Below are 20,132 nucleotides of genomic sequence, written 5' to 3' on the forward strand. Positions count from 1 at the left end.
AGTTGTGTATTGTGAATTTATAAAAAAATGACAACAATCTCAAATTTTTAGGTTACATAATGTAATAACATTTAGAAATAGTGTAATCACTGATCAAACAGATACAGGCTGTTTGATATAGAGCGAGAGCCGTGTTTGTTATCGGGTCTCAAAAAATTGTATTTTAATTTGCCTACCTATTAGTAGGTAGTTATCTTTGTTCCGATCATGGACACAAAATCAGAGATTATTCGAATTGGAGATTCGCTTATCCGGGATAGGGGATACCATGCATTTAGCTTTACGGATATTTCGACTGCGTTGAACATTCGAAATGCATCTATACATTATCATTTTGCAACCAAGACCAGTCTCGGAATACAAGTGGTTCGAAAGCATTTTGAGAGTATGCTACAGGTTCAGGAGCAAGTTTCAAATATGGACCCATTACAGAAATTGCATTCCTTTTTAAACATCTATGTGCAAGCACACACTGAAGATAGGGTCTGTATTATAGGCGCATTAGCTCCGGCTTCTCACGCTGTTGAGGCAGAGTTGGGAAATGAGCTTAGTCAATTTGCAAACAGCGTGTTACGGTGGTTGTCTGCTATTCTTGAGGAGGGACAGCTAAGCAAAGTCTTTTTCTTTAATGTACCACCCCGTACCAAGGCCTTGATGATCGTCACCAATATGTTAGCTGGGCTGCAATTGGCGAGATTGACCGGCAGTGATGATTTTTACCTTATTAAACAAACAGTTATCAACGATCTAACACAATCATAATGAGAAGAGTTGTAGTAACAGGACTAGGTGCACTGACACCAATTGGGAATAATGTCCAAGATTTTTGGCAGTCACTTCTAAGTGGCGTGAGCGGTGCTGGACCGATCTCTAAATTTGATGCAAGCAAATTCAAAACGCAATTTGCCTGCGAACTGAAGAATTTCGTATTATCTGATCATATAGATAGAGCTGAAGCTCGTAGATATGATGCATTTACACAGTATGCGCTTATCGCGGTTGATGAAGCTGTAAAGAATGGCAAAATAGATTTTGAAGCTTTAAATAAAAATAGGATTGGCGTTATTTGGGGGTCTGGCAATGGAGGGATCAATACTTTCCAAGAGCAAGTAAGTGAATTTGCATTGGGAGATGGAACTCCTCGTTTTAACCCCTTCTTTATCCCGAAGATGATTGTAGATATTGCTTCAGGTATCATCTCGATTAAATATGGGTTGCGTGGTGTGAATTTTACCACGGTATCAGCCTGTGCTACCTCCAACACTGCATTGATCGATGCCTTTAATTATATCAAATGGAATAAAGCGGATATGATTATCACGGGTGGTTCAGAAGCTCCTATAACCGAAAGTTCAATAGGTGGATTTAATTCGGCAAAGGCGCTCTCCACGCTGAATGACAATCCGACCATCGCATCGCGGCCATTTGATACCGCTAGGGATGGCTTTGTGATGGGCGAGGGCGCTGGGGCCATCATATTGGAAGAGCTTGAAAGTGCAAAAAAACGAGGCGCTACCATAATTGCTGAAATTGTCGGCGGTGGAATGGCTGCTGATGCTTATCATATGACAGGTACCCATCCTGAAGGTGAGGGGGCATACCTAGGAATGTTGGCCGCACTGGAGGATGCTGGTATAGACGCTAAGGAGATCGACTATCTAAATGCGCACGCTACGTCAACTTCACAGGGTGATATCAGCGAGTTGCGTGCAGCTCAACGTGTTTTTGGAGAAGGCAGCGATATCAACATCAGTGCTACGAAATCCATGACGGGTCATCTTTTGGGTGCCGCTGGTGCTGTAGAGGCTATAGCGTCCATTTTGGCGGTTGTTAACGATGTGGTACCGCCAACCATAAACGCTGTAGATATTGAACCTGAATTTAAGGATATGTTCAACTTAACGTTAGGAACCCCGCAAAAACGAGTGGTGAATTATGCCATGAATAATACCTTTGGATTTGGTGGCCATATCGCGACCACAATTTTTAAGAAATACGTAGAATAAAAGCGCTGCTTGTACTACTGTACTATTATTGATACGGAGTTTTTATGTTGATTTATATGTCATAGGTCAACATAAAAACTCTTTTTTGTTTTATTAGCTTTTTATCGATGTTTGAATTTTCGATTTTCCGTTTTTACTGTTTTGAAAGTAAATCCTTTTTGAACGAGATAACTGAATATAGTCACAATTACGGTCGTTAGGAGCGCAGATGGTGTAGGGTAAAAATCAAGACTCTCTACAAAAAACTTAATTAAAATGTAATTCATCACAATGCAGCATATGGTGACCGTGAAATAACGGGACAGATGAATTCTTCTTTTCATATTTGCCTCTTGGAATACAACAAATAGATTCAGGTAAAAGCCAATCGGGAAGGTCACCAAGAATGCGATGATAAATGCGGCAATATGTGGACTAATTGCGAGGTAATCATGAATCTGGACAATCTGCTTTTTTAAAAGGAAATTGTAAGAAAGAAAATAAATCAATATGTTTAACACAACATTCCCACCTCCACAGATGGCGTATCTAAATGTTTTGATAGGGATGAAGCGGAAGAATGCGCCATGTATACTGTCAATAATGTGTATAATGACCGGTTTGACTATTCTGTGTATTTTTTTTACGTTGTTCTTGAATCCCTTTACCTGTTGTTTCATCCGATATTAGTCTGCTTTCAGAAATCAAGTGCCAAGGTACAATTTTATTTTTTTTGGAGCCTGTTTAGATTCATTTTGTAGGCGTTCTTATCTATTTTTTGCGTCTCCAAGGGATGCATACTGCCCTAGTAGTTACAAGAGATAATAGTAACCCTGCTTCAACAAAATAAAGCAGTCTCCAAACATCGGCATAAGCAAATTGTTCGATAAATTTTAAACAAGAGCTAGACACCTCGCAGCATACAGCATCGTATAAAATGGGAATGATACAGGGTGTAAGGAGTCGGGAAATGTTAAAAAGTCTTAAATTTAGAGGTCAACTGTAATTTATGGACAGTACAGGTCGTTATATCTGTACTTTTCATAATTTAGGTTAATAATTGGTTAGTAGAAACACCCACAGCTCCCCGCTTTGGGTGTTTCTCTTTTTAATCGCAATTTAAAAAAAGGTATTTGTGAAAAGAAGCAACTTTGTCTAAGTTTGTGTCTGTCAGGAAAAGCTTGCAGCAATACCTACATGGTAAGTAGGCATGGAGTTGAAAGTATACTTTTGGAAATCAATCATCACATAACATCGTATAGACACATCATCGTATGACCAACGCAAGAAAGGCTAAGCACCCTTTTATATCATGGGCCAAAGAAACTTTGATTTTTTCTTTTGCAACTACCTCCTTAGCCGCTCTGGTCTTTTATACCGAGGGATATCGCGATGTCAAGATGATCTATCAGTCATTGGTGACCTTTTTCGTTATTTTCTCAGTTACGCTAACGAATTTATTCATTCATGTAGCCTTCAAGGTTGAAGACCCGGTTAAATCACCGGTCAAGGTCAAGCTAATTAGTTTTGCCAGCACCGTATTGATTATCTTTTGTGTCAGTTTGGTCGAAAATTATTTGGATATTTCTAGAATAGACACCCGTGTGCCGTTACCAAAAGGCAATTGGGAATATTATCTCTACTTGATTATACAAGCTTGTCTATTGAACTTTATCACCTTGCTCTGGCTTTATTTCTTGATGTCCCAACATGTACGTGTACAGCACGAAATCGAACGGTCACGGTTGGAGAAAGCAAAAGAAGAGGCGGTGAATCAATTACTAAGGCAACAAATCCAGCCCCACTTTTTGTTTAATGCTCTCAATACCTTAAAGGCACTGATTCATAAAGACGCCCGCTTGGCAGAACAATATCTTATCAAATTGTCTGATTTTCTTCGGATTTCCATAGTAGCCGATCCGCAAGGGTTATCTACTGTACAAGAGGAGGTGAAGCTGTGTCTAGATTATCTAGATATGCAAAAGATGCGTTTCAATGAAGCCTTGGAGTACAAAGTTGATATACCGCCAACAATTGCTGAAAAGGGCACACTACTGTTGTTCTCGATGCAGCCCTTGGTCGATAATGCAATCAAACATAATTATTTCACCCGCGAACAGCCCCTTTTACTCTCTATATATGAAGAGGAGGGATGGATTGTAGTGCGAAACAATAAAAGTAAGAGACGACACGTGGTTGATTCCGCAAAAAGCGGATTGAATAATCTTGTGGAAAGATATCGACCATATTTGGAAATGGGGGTAGTGGTTTCTGATCGAGATGATGAATTTGAGGTGAAAATTAAAATCATGGAGAAGTAGAGAGATCATGGTATACTGCTCCCGACCCACTTCGTCTGTTGATGACACATGAAATAGCAGGGGACATGTATGCGAATCTATGAAAACGAGGTGTACATACATAATTATACAGGAATGAACATTATTGTAATAGAGGATGAAGACCTTGCCGCAGAGGACTTAATCAATACCTTGAAACGGGTAGAGCCAAATGCAGTTGTAGAACAACGTCTTACTTCAGTCGAGAATAGCATCGCATATTTAGAAAAAAATAAATCGGCCCAATTGATTTTTTCAGATATTCAGTTAGGCGATGGCTTGAGTTTCGAAATCTATGAACGTATAAAAATTGAAATTCCCATCGTGTTCTGCACGGCCTATCATGAGTATATGCTTCAAGCATTTCGGAACAATGGAATTGACTATTTGTTGAAGCCGCTGTCCGAGGATGCTGTTCGCCACACCATGCACAAGTACTATGGGTTAAAGCGGAGCATGCAATCTGCTATGCCTGATTGGAGTACATTGTACCGTAATCTTGCACAAGAAAGTTCCCAAAGAGTCAAATCTATCCTAGTCAATTATCAAGATAAGATTATCCCGCTACAAATGGCGGAAGTAGCCCTTTTTTATATACAGCACGAAAACGTATTGGTCAAGACCAACGATGGGAAGGAGTATCTAGTTTCCAAATCCCTGGACGAATTGGACAAAAGTCTGGGCACCGATTTCTATCGGGTCAATCGACAACATATTGTCAATCGCAGTGTCATCCGGCACGCAAGCTATTCCTTGGCACGAAAACTCGTGTTGGATATCAAGATCAATCATGATATTCGTATTTTGGTGAGTCGTGAAAAATCCGGTTCTTTTTTACAATGGTTAGGCGGGGAGTGATTTGTTCATCTTTTTATTCTAACACTTGACCCCAATTTTTGTCCGTCTCGACTTGTTTGTGATTGCTTGAAAACAATATTATCTTCAATTTTAGGATATGAAGATATTGACGATGGTCGTTTTCCCTTTGATAGCAGGTTTCGCTTTATTGTTTGAAGCCCTTCGGTTGAAAGATATCTGGCCCTATTGGGATAGATGTTGTCATTATCATGCTATTGATTGCTATAAGTACAATTAACAAACTAAATCCTTACGCCATGTCCACATTCGTTTCCATATTCAAGACCTCGATAGGCAGCGAGCAAGATAAAAACCATCTCCTTTATCTATTATCCCAAATGGATGATATTATACACTGTTCGCTCGATTTAGCAGATGACGAGCGCATATTACGAATATGCTCAAATTGCATACGGACCATTCAAGTGGGTGAATTGATGGATAGCTATGATTTTGAATATGAATTGATGGATATATTCGAACATGGAGTATCGATGCTACGCAAGCAAGGAAACTTGAAAGCAGCTATTTAACCTATTATGTACTCGTCGGGCTATAGTGGATAGGCTGTCTCACTTTTTGTCTCGGAGAGTACAAAATATGTTTGTACTGTACTTACATGTGGCAATACCGATAGCTTATGTCTGAGGAATTGGTGATAGGCCTCCATGTCCCTCGTCGCAATTCTCAGCATAAAATCATACGACCCTGCCATCTGATAGCATTCCATCACTTCTGGAAACTTAGCAACTTCTCTTTCAAACTCATTCAGTACATCTGCGGTATGGGCTTTAAGAAATACCTGAGAAAAAGAAATCAATCCCATTCCGATACGATGTCTGTCTAAAATAGCTACAGTCCGCTTAATATATCCTTGCGTCTTTAGCTTCTTAACCCTTTCGTGCACTGCCGGAATAGACTTATGAAGATGAAAAGCAAGCTCTTTGTTGCTTAGGGTCGCATCCTTTTGTAAAAGGCGCAACAATTTTAAATCGATGTCGTCTAGCATACTTATTTTATTGAACCGTTGCCAATATAGCTATTGTTTTTGAAAAAAATCATACGATTATCTGTATGTGCCTAATATTTTATCGTTTTTATTGGTTCATGTTGAATATTATATTGTTTAATATCATTTTTGCTTTATATATCTCTAATGGATATAAATGGTTTTCTGTGGCCTTGCAACAGAAATTTCGAACAAATAATTGATGATAATGGAATTAGGATTAAGCGAGTGTCTTTCACCCGAATTAGACAGCAGATTTAAACACTTATGGCACTTGGTGGGTAATACCCCTATGCTAGAGCTGCATTATGTTTATAAAGGTAAACAGGGTAAAATCTATGTAAAGTGTGAAAATTATAATTTAACAGGAAGTATCAAAGATCGGATGGCTTTATACATTTTGTACAAGGCTTACATGAATTGTCAAATTCGCCCTTCAGATATGATAGTGGAGGCAACGAGTGGCAATACCGGAATCGCATTTTCAGCAATTGGTAAAGCTTTGGGACACCAGGTCAAAATTATTATGCCCAATTGGTTAAGCAAGGAACGCATCGATATCATCAAGAGTATGGGGGCTGATATACAGTTGGTCTCTAAGGAAGAGGGGGGCTTTTTGGGCAGCATCCGTATGAGTGAGGAAATGGCTGCCAAAGGTGGCGTATTCCTCCCGAGACAATTCGAGAATCAATTCAATGCTGAAGCCCATGAGCTGACTACGGGTAAGGAAATTGCGATGCAACTCTCTTCTATTGGTCTGATCCCGGACGCTTTTGTTGCAGGAGTAGGTACAGGTGGTACTGTGATGGGAGTGGGTAATTACCTTCGCAATCAAAATCCTGAAGTTCGTATTCATCCACTTGAGCCCGCAGAAAGTCCTACCCTTTCCACAGGACACAAAGTAGGTTCGCATCGTATACAGGGCATCTCTGACGAGTTTATACCCGCTATTGTCAAGTTGGATAGTTTGGATTCGGTGGTCAACGCTTGTGACGGTGATTCGATCATCATGGCCCAAAAACTAGCAAAGGAATTGGGGCTAGCCGTAGGGATATCTTCAGGCGCCAATGTAATCGGGGCCATCAAATTGAAAGAAGAAATGGGCGCTGACGCTACTGTCGTGACGTTACTATGTGATGACAATAAAAAATATTTGAGTACTGATTTGGTCAAAGACGAACTTGTGAAGGAGGGATATATATCATCTGACCTGAAGTTTACTGGATTTCATCCAATCTGTAGGCTGGAGCAACCTCTTTTTGGAGCAAAAGTCTCTACGAGCCATGTTTATTAATGTTCAATCAATAGGTGTTGGGGCCGTGTCAACCACACGCCCCAACAGGATTGGATAATACGGCCTTATTAAGGATAGTCAACCTATATTACAAGAATATTCATATCCACACAACTATTAAAAAGACCTCAATGGATCCGTCATATGGCGGATCCTAAAATCAACAAGATTGCTTCATTACTATAAAAACAAAAGAAACAGATGAAATTTTATTTAAGACTAATTTTATTCATTTTGCTACTGTTACCCGTGCTGGCTTCAGCCTCCAGTTTGCAGGATAGTATCGCAACTGACAGCTCAATTCTTTCGGATATGCCGTCGGATCTAGAGTTCTCAGATGCGGCAACAGAAGAAGTTGAGGATACCGCCCTGGTGGAGCGGGATTCTGCTGCGGTAGCGGCAACTCCTAGATTGGGAGATGCTCCGAGTTCCGGAAGTGACTCCTTATGGGGGATTTTTATTGCAGGACTTCTAGGCGGATTTGCTGCTTTCCTAATGCCCTGTATATTTCCGATGGTACCATTGACAGTCAGCTTCTTTACTAAAAAGGCCGGTAATAAAGCTCAAGCAGTAGGGCAGGCCCTATTGTATGGTCTCTTTATTATCGTCATCTATGTGGCCTTGGGCATGGTCGTTACGATTGTTTTTGGGTCAGATGCACTCAATGCCCTGTCTACCAATGGGATTTTTAACTTCTTTTTCTTCCTGCTCTTGGTGATATTTGCCGCTTCATTCTTTGGAGCGTTCGAAATTACATTGCCCAGCTCCTTTGTCAATAAGATTGATGCAAAGTCGGATAAAGGCGGATTGATAGGTCTATTTTTTATGTCTTTCAGCTTGGCGTTGGTTTCTTTTTCCTGTACTGGTCCCATTATCGGGACATTGCTGGTCGATGCGGCCGCTAAAGGAGATCGTTTGGGACCTGCTATCGGAATGCTTGGTTTCTCCGTTGCATTGGCCATTCCATTCGCACTATTCGCCATGTTCCCATCTTTACTTAAATCAATGCCAAAATCAGGAGGCTGGTTGAATAGCGTCAAAGTAGTATTGGGATTCTTGGAGCTAGCGTTGGCTTTAAAATTCCTCTCCAACGTCGATTTGGCCTATCATTGGAACTGGTTAGATCGTGAGGTCTTTTTGTCGCTATGGATTGTGATATTTGGATTAATGGGACTATACTTAATCGGTAAAATAAAATTCTCCCATGATAGTGACCTGAAATTTATGTCAGTACCCAGGACTATCATTGCCATAGTTGTATTTTCATTTGTAGTTTACATGGTTCCGGGTCTTTGGGGTGCACCTCTTAAGTCCATTTCGGCATTTTTGCCGCCATCAGCTACGCAAGATTTCGACTTGACTACCGGTATATCTGCAAGTGGTGCTACAGTACATGATGGAAAAATAAAGAAGTATGCCGAAATATTCCATGAACGTGGTACTCCAAAAGGATTTGATCCTTACTATGATTACGATCAAGGATTAGCAACAGCCAAAGAAGTCAACAAACCTGTCATCATTGATTTCACTGGTTGGAATTGCGTCAATTGTAGGCAAATGGAAGCCAATGTGTGGACGGATCCACGTGTAGCCAAAATCCTGAAAGAACAATTTGTGATGGTTGAACTCTTTGTAGATGACAAAACCGAATTGGCTAAAAAGGAGCAATATGTTTCTACATTCAGCGGTAAGAAAATCAAGACCATCGGAGGTAAGAATAGCGATTTTCAGGCGGCGACATTCAATAGTAATTCGCAACCACTCTATGTCTTAGTAGATACCGACGGAACAGTACTAGTCCCCCCTAGTGGTGCCGATTACAATGTGGAGAGCTATATCAAATTTTTGGAAAGCGGACTTATAAAGTTTAAAGAACAATAATCATAAAAAACCCCATTCAACCGAATGGGGTTTTTTATAAAGTATGCGATTTTGAAAAAGCCCTATAATGGATAATCGTGGTTCAACATAAATGCCGATTCCAGTTTGATACTATCAGATGAATTCCCTACGAGTACTTTAAATTTCCCCTTTTCTACTTTCCAATTTTTGTGAGTATCGAATAGTTTCAAATCTTCTTGAGTAAGCTGCTCATGAAACTTGATTTGTATATTAAGGTAGTTTTTTGCTTCAATTTTTTTCGCAAATTTCGAAGGTCTATTCTCCCTGTTAAATAATAAGCGAGGTAACACCACCTAGGGTGATACCTCGCTTATCATTAGCTAACCGATTAGATTTACCAACCTGGATTTTGGGTTAAGTTGGGGTTTCGGTCTATCTGTGGTTGAGGAACAGGCCATAAGTAATTCTTAGGATCTTCAAATCTTCTATTCCATTGTACAACAAGGTAGCCTTCTTCATTCTTGCGGAAAGTACTACTACTCAATTGCGGAAACCAATCGGCTCTCACTCCTTCTATTTCCTTGCCTAGTCGCTCGCCTTCTTTCCAACGTCTAACATCAAAATAACGATGACCTTCCATGACGAGTTCAATCCGACGTTCACGTCGAATTTCCGTTCTAGTGTCCATCCCATGTTGTGCTAGAAATCCTAAATCCATAGGTTTCATTCCAACCCTATTTCTAAGTAGATTGATGGAAATATCCAAGTCTGCCTGTGTAAGTTTACCTTGTTCAAATCTGGCTTCGGCATAGGTCAATAGTACCTCCGCAAAACGTATATGGTGTATATCATTGTCGTCGCGATTATAATTCGGAATAGCAGTCGGTTCAGCGTACTTTTTGTAGTAGTAACCGGTAGTAGTCACTGAACCGCGACCATCTTGACTAAACTTAGGTGTCATAAACACAGACGGATCTGGATTGGATGCCGTTGGTCTACCGTCATACCGTCCTCCCCAAGTATCTCCAGGGACGAGTATTGTTTGCTTTAGCCGTGGATCCCTATTTTCGAAAATGTCAGTATAGGTATCGTCTTTGTATAGTGGTGATTTGTCAATAGGAAGCCCATCAGCACATAAATACGATTCGACTAAAGAACGCGTAGGGACAAATCGAGCAAACTGATCTGGGACTTGAATTTCTCTACTTAAGTTGTGCATAATAACATCCGCTTTATGCATCCTAGCAAATAGCGTTTCTTTATTTTTTCCTTCTGCCAATTTACCTTTACGTGTAAACAATTCTTGGTAGGAGGTCTTAGGGTCCCCGTTACTATAGAGCTGATAAATCCCTAAATCCATAACTGCTTTAGCTGCAAGTTCGGCTACCTCGTAGCGACCATAAGCTAGTGCTATACGGGCTTTAAGTGCGAGTGCGGTACCTTTACTCACCCGTCCTAGATTTTTTCCACTGGGGATCTCCTTAGGTAATACAGCCGCAGCATCGTCTAGTTCTTTTAAAAGAAAATCTACAACTTCCTTTTGTGGGGTACGTGTTCCGTATACTTCTTCATCTGAAGGGTTGAGTGTCTTGGTAATGAGTGGTACGTCCCCATAGAATGAGGTAAGAAAACTATAACCCAACGCTCTAATGGTGCGGACTTCAGCAGCTAATCGTTCAACCGCACCAGGATCGCTTTCAGTAGCTTGTTTATAATTCTCCAGGAAAGCATTGCACTCCCGGATGTCCCGAAACATATTTCTCCACTCGGCGTCAACCGTTGGTTGTGTAACCGGAAATACCCCAGATCCGATATCTTTGTATTCTGTGGTTGTAGGCCACATGGTATTTTCGGCTAGATTCTCCATATCGACAAAGTTTTTAGCCTTGACGCGGGAATAGATTCCTGTGACGGCCATTTCCAACTGCTCTTGTGTCTTCCAGAATGTTTGATCTACAATCTCATCTTGAGGCAATCTATCCAAAAAATCACTACATGAAGCGTGTAATATGCTAGAACTGATTATCAACAGTGCCAGATTGACTCTATATCTCTTATTTCTTAAAATATTCATGATTATTTTACTACTTTAAATTCACATTTAAACCGAAAACAAAGGTCTTCACCTGAGGATAATATCCTCCTGTATTGCCTACAGGTACCTCTGGGTCGTAGCCGTAATAGAAATCCGTCTTCGTGAACAAATTATCTGCAGAAAAGTATAGCCTCAGCTTGCTTATACGCATTTTCTCAATTATACTATTCGGAATAGTATAGCCTATTTGGATGTTTTTTAAACGAAGGTAGGATGCATCTTCAATCCACTTGGATGACAAACGTGTATTGTGGGTACGCATGTATACCAACCTTGGATATGAGGCATCGGTATTCTCCGGTGTCCAACGATCTAGATGTACCTTCTGTGGCATGGCACTATTATCTATAAAAGCATGTCTCGCCGCACCGCCCAAATATCCGTCTGCCTTGCCGACACCTTGGATAAAGAAACTAAAATCTACGTTCTTGTATGCCATTTCACCCCTAAAACCATAGGTGTATCTCGGAATGTCACTGCCCAAGATATGTCTATCTTTGGCTACTGTAATTTCTTTATCATTCGGATTGCTAGGTTGATAAATGAGGTCACCCGGCCCTACGAGATCTCCCTTTTGGAAGGGAAATTTGGCAACATAGTTTCCATTTACCACCTCAAAATCCTCTATTTGTGCTATTCGATCGGCCTTGAATCCATAGAAGGCATCCAGCGGTTGACCGAGTAATCTGACTCTATCACCAAGGTTTTGGGCATAATTATCAAGCTTTGTAATTTTATTCCTAACATCTGAAAGGTTAAAATTGGCTCGGTATTTAAAATCGCCTAACTGATCTTGATATCCTACTACGATTTCCCAACCTTTATTTTGTACTTCTCCCGAATTTTGAGACGGATAATTCGTGCCAACACCGATCACATCCGGCAAAGGTGGGTTTAGCAGTATATTTTTGGTGTTATTGACAAAGTACTCCGCTGTAACCTCTAATTTGTTGGAAAGGAAGCTTAGATCTAGACCGATATTGGTCTTTTCAGATGATTCCCAGGTAAGCAGTTGATTCGGGATAAAGCTTTGTCTGAAACCTACCTGCCCTTCATTACCGATGGGATTATTTCCTGTCACTTGTACAGATTCTAATGTAGCCATGTATGGGAAGTCTCGCCCAACCTTATCATTTCCCTGTGTTCCGTAGGAGAATCTAACTTTACCACGATTCCAAAATCCCTTTAGATCCTCAAAAAATCGCTCTTCACTGAACACCCATCCGGCAGACACTGCTCCAAACCAGTTCCACCTTACATCAGGATGAAATCTAGAAGAACCGTCATAACGGAAATTTCCTTCTAATAAATACTTGTTGTCAAAGTCGTAATTAACGCGACCGAAGAATGACATGAGCGCATTTTGGGAACTGGAACTACTATTGAGTTGATTCTCGGTTCCGATAGCCAATGATGGTAAACCTTGGACAGGCAAATTTTGTCTCGAGGCCCAAAAATCATTACCTACACGCTCTTCCAGTGAATAGCCTAGTAATCCTGTAATGTTGTGGAGTTCTTTAATAGAGGTATTATAATGTGCAGTACCAATAAAAGTTTGATAACGAGCAGAATAGTGATCCATCTTGACGTTATTTGGATTGTTGGTCTGATAAATAAGCTTATTATCATCTGGACTGTAGTATTTAATCGTTTCGTAGAAATTCGTCCTTTTGGAATTATACCTAACAAGTCCGTATTGCCCCTTGATATCCAATCCTTTCATTAGGTTGACTGTAGCACTTACATTAGCGGTGATTTCTTGGGAAGTAAAACTATTCGTACCACCATCTTGTGCTATTGCCACTGGATTACTTTGTCCTCCGTGGTATCCCCAGCTTCCATTTGTAAATCGGACTGGGACAAGAGGTCTGATCGTTGTCGCTGCGGATAATGGGCCTGTTCCAGAAGCCGAACCATTGACCCCTCTATCTACATATCCTAGATTGCCTTCTATCTTAATCCTGTCCAGCACTTCACTATTGATACGCAATCTCGCATTGTGTCGATTGGCTTTAAAATTGTCACCGACTACTAGTCCACCTTCACCTAAGTATCCATAGGATGCGTAATAACTTGACTTTTCTCCGCCACCTTGCATACTGAAATTATGACTCTGTTGAGCTGCATTTTTACGATATACCTCATCTATCCAATTGGTATTGGCAAAGTAGTTTGGGTCGCTACCATCGGCGGCAATTTTGATTTGTTCTTCGGAATACGTTGGGTTTTGACCTGCATTTATATTTGCTTCATTTTGAAGCTTCATATAATCAATAGACCCTACAAGCTCTGGTAGCGCAGTAGGCGTTTGTAATCCGTAGTAACTGTTGAGGTTGATTACTGGTGTGCCCGATTTTCCTGTTTTGGTGGTCACTACAATAACTCCATTAGCCCCTCTGACGCCATAGATCGAAGAAGATGCTGCATCCTTCAATACGGATATACTTTCGATATCATCTGGATTCAGGATGTTCAAATCGCCCCCCGGAATTCCATCGATCACTATCAACGGATTGGCATCGCCCCAAGTGCCTACACCTCTAATCCTTATTTGAGGCGCTTGACTTCCAGGCGCTGTATTCAGATTCCTAATGGTCAGGCCTGGCATCTGTCCTTGAAGACCTCTTCCAATGTTGGTGATTGGCCGACTTTCTAAGTCTTTGCCAGAGATACTGCTTACTGCACCTGTCAAATTTATTTTCTTCTGTGTGCCATATCCCACTACCACAACCTCTTCTAGATTATCGTTCTGAAGGACCAATATCACATTGGCAGTGGTGGAGTTGTGAAGTTTTACCTGTTGAGGGATATACGAAATGTGCTTGAAAATCAACGTTTCATTGGGCTGATTCACCATTAGGGAGTATTTGCCGTCAGCGCCCGTGACGGCTCCAATACTCTTGTCTTTAACAGTGACCGTCACACCGTCTATGGGCTCATTTCTTTCATTTCGGACTATTCCACTGATTTCGATATTTTGCTGGATATTTGCTTCGGAGTCTAGCTTCTTCAACACGATGTAATTGTCAACGAGTTTATAGCTTATATTTTTGTCCTTAAATACTCTGTCCAAGCCTTCGGTCAATGGAACGTTTTTTAAATGAACACCCTCTATTTCGAATCCTGTGAGTTCCGATTTATCGTAAACAAAGAAGTAGGGAATCTGTCGCTCGATAGTTCCTAAAAGATCGTTGACACTCATTTTGTTCCCTGACAACGAAATCCGCTGTCCAAAGCTCTCCGCTTTTACAGCGCTAAGGGATAAAATAAGTATTGCTACTGAAAACTTCATAAATAACAGAACTTTGTAAAGTTTATAACGATAGCTTGCATAAACTTTCTGATTAAAATGCATAATTTTAAGTCGGTTTAGTTTTTTAAATAATTTGATTGATACTTGAATTGTTAAAGTCGCTAAGCTACTATCAGGGAGCGTTGGCGCGCTTCCTGATTTCATCACATATGGACTTTGTCTAGTTTCTCTTAGTTTTTTTCATTCATAGGCTTCATCCTTTTAATTGTTGTCTGTCATAATTAGTTTGCCATTTTTCTGTTGATAGTGTACGCCGGAAAAGCTTAACATCTCGAGTACCTTTGATAATTTCACGTCTCTGGATATTTTTCCAGTCAGGCGTTTTTCACGGATGCTCTCTTTAGATTCGATATCAATGTTATACCACCGTGATATTTGATTCATAATAGTATGGATGTCAGTATCATCAAAATTGAAATATCCGTCCTTCCACGAAAATTCTTGATTGATATTCTTTTTGTATTGAATCTGTATTGGGCCGTTGCTTTCAATGGTTGCCAATTGATTTGGCTTCATTATCGCAGCGTTGTTGTTGGTTGACACCCGGACGCTTCCTTCTAGCAAGGCGGTTACTGTAGAATTCTCGTCGTCATATGCCTTGACATTAAATTTGGTGCCAAGGACCTCAATTTCGTTAATTCGATTTTTAACGATAAATGGTTCTTTATGATTTTTAACGACTTCAAAGTAGGCTTCTCCCGATAGCTCCACTACACGATTGGCCTTATTAAAATTAGAAGGAAAGTGAATGGTGGAAGCTGCATTAAGCCAGACCCGACTGCCATCAGGTAACACAAAATTGATTTGACCTCCTCTTGGTGTCTGGATGCTGTGCGTCTCCACGGGACCTTGGGCCGCTTTGCCCCGATACTGGATTTCTCCCGTTTCTAGACGCACGATTTCGAAATTCTCCCCCTTCTTTAATACTCCGGGCTGCGTGCCTGTCAAGCTTACCTTTTCTCCATTATCGAGCGTGAATATCGCCTCTTCTTTACCAGGGTCGCGATCATTCCTTACCTCTTCGACTATCTCTGGAGCGCTCATATTATCAACACCTTTGTGCTTAAAAAAAACTGACCAATACCACCACCCGCCTAAGACCATGAGTAGGCAAGCGGCTGAAATGGAGTAGCTGACAAAGCGGAGTGAGAGATGATTTTTGGAGTGGTTATGTGGAGTTTCCTTCGCGGATTCTTCTTTATTTAGGATTTTGGATAATATATTGGCTGTACTATCAGCGGTAAAGTAGTCTGGTAGATTGGCCGACTCTGATTCTTGGTCCCAAATAGCAGTAAAAGCCTTGTTTAAGTCACTTTCGGATACCGAATTTATTAATTGACTAAGTATGATAAGTTCCTCCTCTGAAATTGTCTCTTCAACATATTTCGATAGATAAAAACTCAATTCTTCTAATCTAGTGTTCATTTATGAATTTTGACTGCTTCTAATATAGGAAGACAATAAAATTCGAAAAAGGGGGGTATTAGGCTCGTAAAAAAAGTAAAATAAATAAAAATGTGAAGTCTTTATTTTTTTGTAGATAGGATACTATGGAAGCATTGGCCAACTGGAGGTACTTCTTTACCGTTTCTTTCGAAATCTGTAGTTCTTCAGCAATCTCAACGTATTTTTTGCGTCCGCTTCGGCTTAATAGATAGACTTTCTTTTGTTGGGGTGGAAGGTTGTCAATTGCGCGGTCCAGTAGCTGATAGTAAGCAGATTCGTCTATCTCTTGGACTTGGTTTCTTATTTGGGTTTCTTCGGATCTGAGCCATTCGATTCGTTCGGTTTCTACCCTGATATTCTTTTTTAGTGTATTCAGCGATGTGTTTTTTGCCAGTACAAACAAGTAGCTGCGAATGTTTTCAACTTTTGCCAGTATATCTCTTTTTAACCACAGCTTCACAAAGACTTCCTGCACCAGCTCCTCCGTTTGTTCGCGGTTTTTGATGAATTTTCCAATAGTTCTTCCAAGCTCTTGATGATGAAGCATGTAAAATGCTGTAAATGCATCCCGATTCCCAATAGAAATTTGATACAGAAATTCTTGTTCGGTATATACTTTGGTATTTAGTAGCATAATATCCTCGGCATCCTTTGAAAAGGACAAATGTAGGGCTAATTTATTAGATGGAATATTAATATTATATTAAAATATGATTAAGCACTCCTGCATGTCGAAGTTTAAGTGCCTAGCTAGTAAAGATATAAAAATTATTTTTATGTCGCTTATTCACACTCAACGCGTGTACTTCTTTTTGTTAACTGCAAAGGTCTATTTTTTGGGCTTTTTTTTGTTTCGGTATATGCCGCTGGTAGATGATAAGCTAGTGGTACCGGATTGTCCTATTTTAACATCTTAGTGTGTCTATAGTAATTAGTTGCGTATTATAATCCATTAGCAATGACCTTTTAGGAACCAATAGTGTTGAAAAACTGTAAGTAGTTTGTCATAAACTCCTAGTAAGTTGAGCCAAACAGGGTATAGATATCGAACAAGTGCCAAGACTTTGTGAACAAGTGCTATGCGTTTATGGCAAACTGCTCTGCTTTATCCGACAAGTGCTATGACTTTGTGGACAAGTGCTTTGCGTTTGTCGCAAACTGCTATACGTTATCGAATAAGTGCTCTGACTTGGTGGATAAGTGTCGTGCGTTTGTCGCAAACTGCTATGCTTTGTCGAAAAAGTGCTATGACTTTGTGAACAAGTGTTGTGAGTTTGTCGTAAACTGCTATGTGTTTGAGCCAACCTACTAGCAGTTTGGCTCAAACTACTATGCGTTTTTTGGAATATCAGGGGCAGAGTCCCATAAAAGACAAAAAGGCTGCCTTTTTTCTTTCGCATTCTTTGGTGTTTATTATTCTTTTTTCGCTTATAGTGAGGTGCTTTGTTTGTCCTGTTGTTACTGGCTTCGTGAACAGTGGTTTTATTTATGATGTATAGGAAGTCAATTTTATTTCTGCGCTATCCAAATTCGGTTTAGCCAAAGGGTATTGTGGTCTTTGATTTGAAAACTGATCTCATACTCGCCTGCAATTGGGAACTCAAGTAACCCTATGGACTGATCGACAAATTCCTGTGTGTAATTGTCCTCATTTGGTTCGGCTACCACTTGACCATTCGGCTTGATTTGAGCGGTGACTTGCTGCTTCCCGTTTGACAAGCGTACATCTATTGGAGCTTTCTCGGGATTGTGAGCGGATATGTCGATCATATATTTTCCAGCTTTTGGAATATATATATGCCATGTTAGAGGCTTTGCCTCATTGATAAGGGTATGTGTAGGTCGCTTGCCATCATAGCGTACGTGCTTGAAGGGGCTATTGATGGCGTTAGTCCCATTTAGGGAGAAGCCTCCAAAGGTGGACTCTGCTACGCTTTTCTTGTCGAGTACAATAGGTTCCTCAAAAGTCAAGGCCAAGACAGATACATATCGGTCACTTTGTGTGGGGGGTACCTTGATATGCAACAATGGACCCGTCTGTTGATAGGTGAGGGTTTCCCGTCCATTGTCTGTTAGGAGTTCGATCTTTGAGGGGGAGGAGGTGATGCCACTTATTCTCAACGTATGGTCTAAGGGCCAGTTAAAGACATGGGCATAGACAATCTGCTTGCCATTGACTATTTTGGTGGTTAGCTTTCCCCAGTCATGTTGATTTGCGCGTAGCTCCAATCCGGTATTGCCGTAGAGGGCTTCCCCGTTTTTAGTCAACCATGTGCCCATATCTGCCAACCGACTGATGCTTTCATACGGTACGGTACCGTCTGCACGGGGACCTATATTGAGAGTGAAGTCACCGTTAAGGCTGACATTGTCGATTAATGACTGGAACAATTGGGACGTAGATTTCCACTCGTTTTCTTGTGCATTATATCCCCAGGAGTGGGCTATCGTACCGGGTGTTTCCCAAGGGTGAGTGGTATAAGCGGTTCCAAATTGGTTATCGCCTAATGTCTCAAAATCAATGTTTTCATTGGTTGCAGGAAGACCTAGTCTGGAATTAATCAAGCAATTGGGCTGTAGCTCCCTGATCAACGTAATGGCTTGCTCCAATTGTTCTTTTTTGAAAATGGTCTTTTCATACGGAATCCACATATCAAACCACATGATAGCAATGTCTCCATAGTTGGTCAGCAACTCGCGCAGTTGCGGGAGTGCTTTCTCGGTCCAGTATTGGTTGAACTGGGCATCTGAAACTCTTCCGGTCAGCTCTTGGTTGTGGTCCCAAGCGTATGGATGCTCCCAATCTATCCAATGGGAATAGTAAAAGCCCAATTTCATATCGTGCTTACGACAAGCTGCGGCGAGTTCCTTAATTACATCTCTGTCGCTTCCACTTAATTTGGGAAGGCTATAGTTTCCGATTTTGGTGTCCCAGATAGCTACCCCATCATGATGTTTGGTGGTCATGATGATGTATTTCATGCCTGCCTTTTTGGCAAGAAGTACCCATTCCTCGGGATTAATCTTATTCCAATCAAAGCGGTGGGCGAGTGTTCCGTATTCTTCCTTGGAAATCCGATTGCGATAGCGGATCCACTCCGCATAGTTATTGACGTAACGTAGTTTTTCTCCTTTCCAAAGACCTTCAGCACCACTATATAATCCCCAATGGATGAACATGCCGAATCGAGCGTCGGTAAACCAGTCCGTTCTTTTGGGGGTGGTATGTTGCGCAATTGTATTGTTTGATAAAAAAGCGATAAAGCAAAGCGTGAATAGTATTTTTCTCATATCGTATTAGACTTGCTTTAAAACTACACAAATTAAATTTTCAAAACGATAGTAATGAAAATTGACGAAAGCTATATACAGGTATCCTGTTAATGTGTTTATCACCTAACTTTACGACAGGGAGATTGATGCGGGAGACGGCTTTGGCTACTCTATGGTGATACCTATGGAGCGAGTACCTTTTTCAAATCGTAGGTATAGGTGTTTTCATTAATAGAGGGTCTTTTTAGGGTTAAGTTGTCTCCCTTTTTATTAAAATTAAAAGTACCATTCATGATCAGTGCCCCATCAAAGTCGGTTGTCCAAAAATTAGTGTCCTCAAAGATGATTTGTTGTTCTTCGATATGGTTAGTGCCCGATCCACCGGCGGGAAACCTGTTTGGATTTCCACTGCAGGAGAAATGACCATCTTTAAGCCTTAATGTAACTTCTCCCTTCATTGTTTTGTCTTGATCTTTGTAGTAAACGGTAAAAGCTCCGGCATAATCGCTATCTAAATGTTTGAGTTCAATTTTTTCTTTTGAGCAAGAGGATAATACAAATGCTAAGAATAGAAACATTGTGGTTATAACTTTCATAATTTTGATTTGTAAGAGTAAACGAGCCGATACAAGTTTTTGCTACAAGGAAAGGTGTATGATGAGTAACTAGTGCTCTAAA

Annotated in this window: 16 protein-coding genes; 7 read left to right on the plus strand and 9 right to left on the minus strand. The window is 40.6% G+C overall.

The genetic code is table 11. The features are described from left to right. The first annotated feature begins 207 nt into the window (after positions 1-207). The gene (locus OQ289_RS03635; protein ID WP_270089454.1) at positions 208-762 is read left to right on the plus strand and encodes a TetR/AcrR family transcriptional regulator; all 555 of its coding nucleotides are present in this window, start codon (positions 208-210) and stop codon (positions 760-762) included. Further along, positions 762-2,006 (plus strand): beta-ketoacyl-ACP synthase II, encoded by a 1,245-nt coding sequence (gene fabF / locus OQ289_RS03640; RefSeq protein WP_270089455.1) that lies wholly within the window; start codon positions 762-764, stop codon positions 2,004-2,006. Before OQ289_RS03635 ends, fabF begins: the two co-directional genes overlap by 1 nt. 101 nt (positions 2,007-2,107) lie before the next feature. Here the strand turns inward: fabF and OQ289_RS03645 are convergent, their stop codons facing one another. Further along, the gene (locus tag OQ289_RS03645; RefSeq protein WP_270089456.1) at positions 2,108-2,665 is read right to left on the minus strand and encodes a GtrA family protein; all 558 of its coding nucleotides are present in this window, start codon (positions 2,663-2,665) and stop codon (positions 2,108-2,110) included. Between the two features lie 594 nt (positions 2,666-3,259). Between OQ289_RS03645 and OQ289_RS03650 the strand changes: the two genes are divergently transcribed. From OQ289_RS03650 to OQ289_RS03660, 3 genes are all read left to right on the plus strand, one after another. Beyond that, positions 3,260-4,306: a sensor histidine kinase gene (locus OQ289_RS03650; protein WP_270089457.1), complete on the plus strand. Its 1,047-nt coding sequence runs from the start codon at positions 3,260-3,262 to the stop codon at positions 4,304-4,306. Between the two features lie 114 nt (positions 4,307-4,420). Continuing rightward, positions 4,421-5,182 carry a LytR/AlgR family response regulator transcription factor gene (locus tag OQ289_RS03655; protein ID WP_033566261.1) on the plus strand — a complete coding sequence of 254 codons (762 nt, stop codon included), beginning with the start codon at positions 4,421-4,423 and terminating at the stop codon, positions 5,180-5,182. A gap of 257 nt (positions 5,183-5,439) precedes the next feature. Then, positions 5,440-5,715 (plus strand): hypothetical protein, encoded by a 276-nt coding sequence (locus tag OQ289_RS03660; protein WP_270089458.1) that lies wholly within the window; start codon positions 5,440-5,442, stop codon positions 5,713-5,715. 20 nt (positions 5,716-5,735) lie between these two features. Here the strand turns inward: OQ289_RS03660 and OQ289_RS03665 are convergent, their stop codons facing one another. Further along, positions 5,736-6,197, minus strand: a complete 462-nt coding sequence (locus OQ289_RS03665) for an Lrp/AsnC family transcriptional regulator (RefSeq protein WP_270090852.1) — start codon at positions 6,195-6,197, stop codon at positions 5,736-5,738. A 202-nt stretch (positions 6,198-6,399) separates the two neighbouring features. Between OQ289_RS03665 and OQ289_RS03670 the strand changes: the two genes are divergently transcribed. Further along, entirely contained in the window at positions 6,400-7,485 is a 1,086-nt protein-coding gene (locus OQ289_RS03670; RefSeq protein ID WP_270089459.1) for a PLP-dependent cysteine synthase family protein, read from the plus strand. 201 nt (positions 7,486-7,686) lie between these two features. Continuing rightward, the gene (locus tag OQ289_RS03675; protein ID WP_270089460.1) at positions 7,687-9,366 is read left to right on the plus strand and encodes a protein-disulfide reductase DsbD family protein; all 1,680 of its coding nucleotides are present in this window, start codon (positions 7,687-7,689) and stop codon (positions 9,364-9,366) included. A gap of 62 nt (positions 9,367-9,428) precedes the next feature. Here OQ289_RS03675 and OQ289_RS22135 read toward each other — a convergent pair whose 3' ends face one another. From OQ289_RS22135 to OQ289_RS03705, 7 genes are all read right to left on the minus strand, one after another. Beyond that, the gene (locus OQ289_RS22135) at positions 9,429-9,680 is read right to left on the minus strand and encodes a fibronectin type III-like domain-contianing protein (protein ID WP_443020422.1); all 252 of its coding nucleotides are present in this window, start codon (positions 9,678-9,680) and stop codon (positions 9,429-9,431) included. Positions 9,681-9,721: 41 nt separating this feature from the next. After that, on the minus strand, positions 9,722-11,401 hold the full coding sequence (locus OQ289_RS03680) for a RagB/SusD family nutrient uptake outer membrane protein (protein ID WP_270089461.1): 1,680 nt from the start codon (positions 11,399-11,401) through the stop codon (positions 9,722-9,724). A gap of 10 nt (positions 11,402-11,411) precedes the next feature. Beyond that, complete coding sequence (locus OQ289_RS03685; protein WP_270089462.1) at positions 11,412-14,714, minus strand: TonB-dependent receptor; 3,303 nt, start codon at positions 14,712-14,714, stop codon at positions 11,412-11,414. Between the two features lie 222 nt (positions 14,715-14,936). Continuing rightward, positions 14,937-16,160 carry a FecR family protein gene (locus OQ289_RS03690; RefSeq protein WP_270089463.1) on the minus strand — a complete coding sequence of 408 codons (1,224 nt, stop codon included), beginning with the start codon at positions 16,158-16,160 and terminating at the stop codon, positions 14,937-14,939. 58 nt (positions 16,161-16,218) lie between these two features. Then, the gene (locus OQ289_RS03695) at positions 16,219-16,845 is read right to left on the minus strand and encodes a sigma-70 family RNA polymerase sigma factor (protein WP_270089464.1); all 627 of its coding nucleotides are present in this window, start codon (positions 16,843-16,845) and stop codon (positions 16,219-16,221) included. Between the two features lie 845 nt (positions 16,846-17,690). After that, a complete protein-coding gene (locus OQ289_RS03700; protein ID WP_270089465.1) occupies positions 17,691-19,472 on the minus strand; it encodes an alpha-L-fucosidase in 1,782 nt (593 codons plus the stop codon). A 164-nt stretch (positions 19,473-19,636) separates the two neighbouring features. Further along, positions 19,637-20,050 carry a hypothetical protein gene (locus OQ289_RS03705; RefSeq protein WP_270089466.1) on the minus strand — a complete coding sequence of 138 codons (414 nt, stop codon included), beginning with the start codon at positions 20,048-20,050 and terminating at the stop codon, positions 19,637-19,639. Positions 20,051-20,132: the final 82 nt, after the last annotated feature.

It is taken from the genome of Sphingobacterium sp. SYP-B4668 (genome assembly GCF_027627455.1).
In the GTDB taxonomy this organism is placed as follows: Bacteria; Bacteroidota; Bacteroidia; order Sphingobacteriales; family Sphingobacteriaceae; genus Sphingobacterium.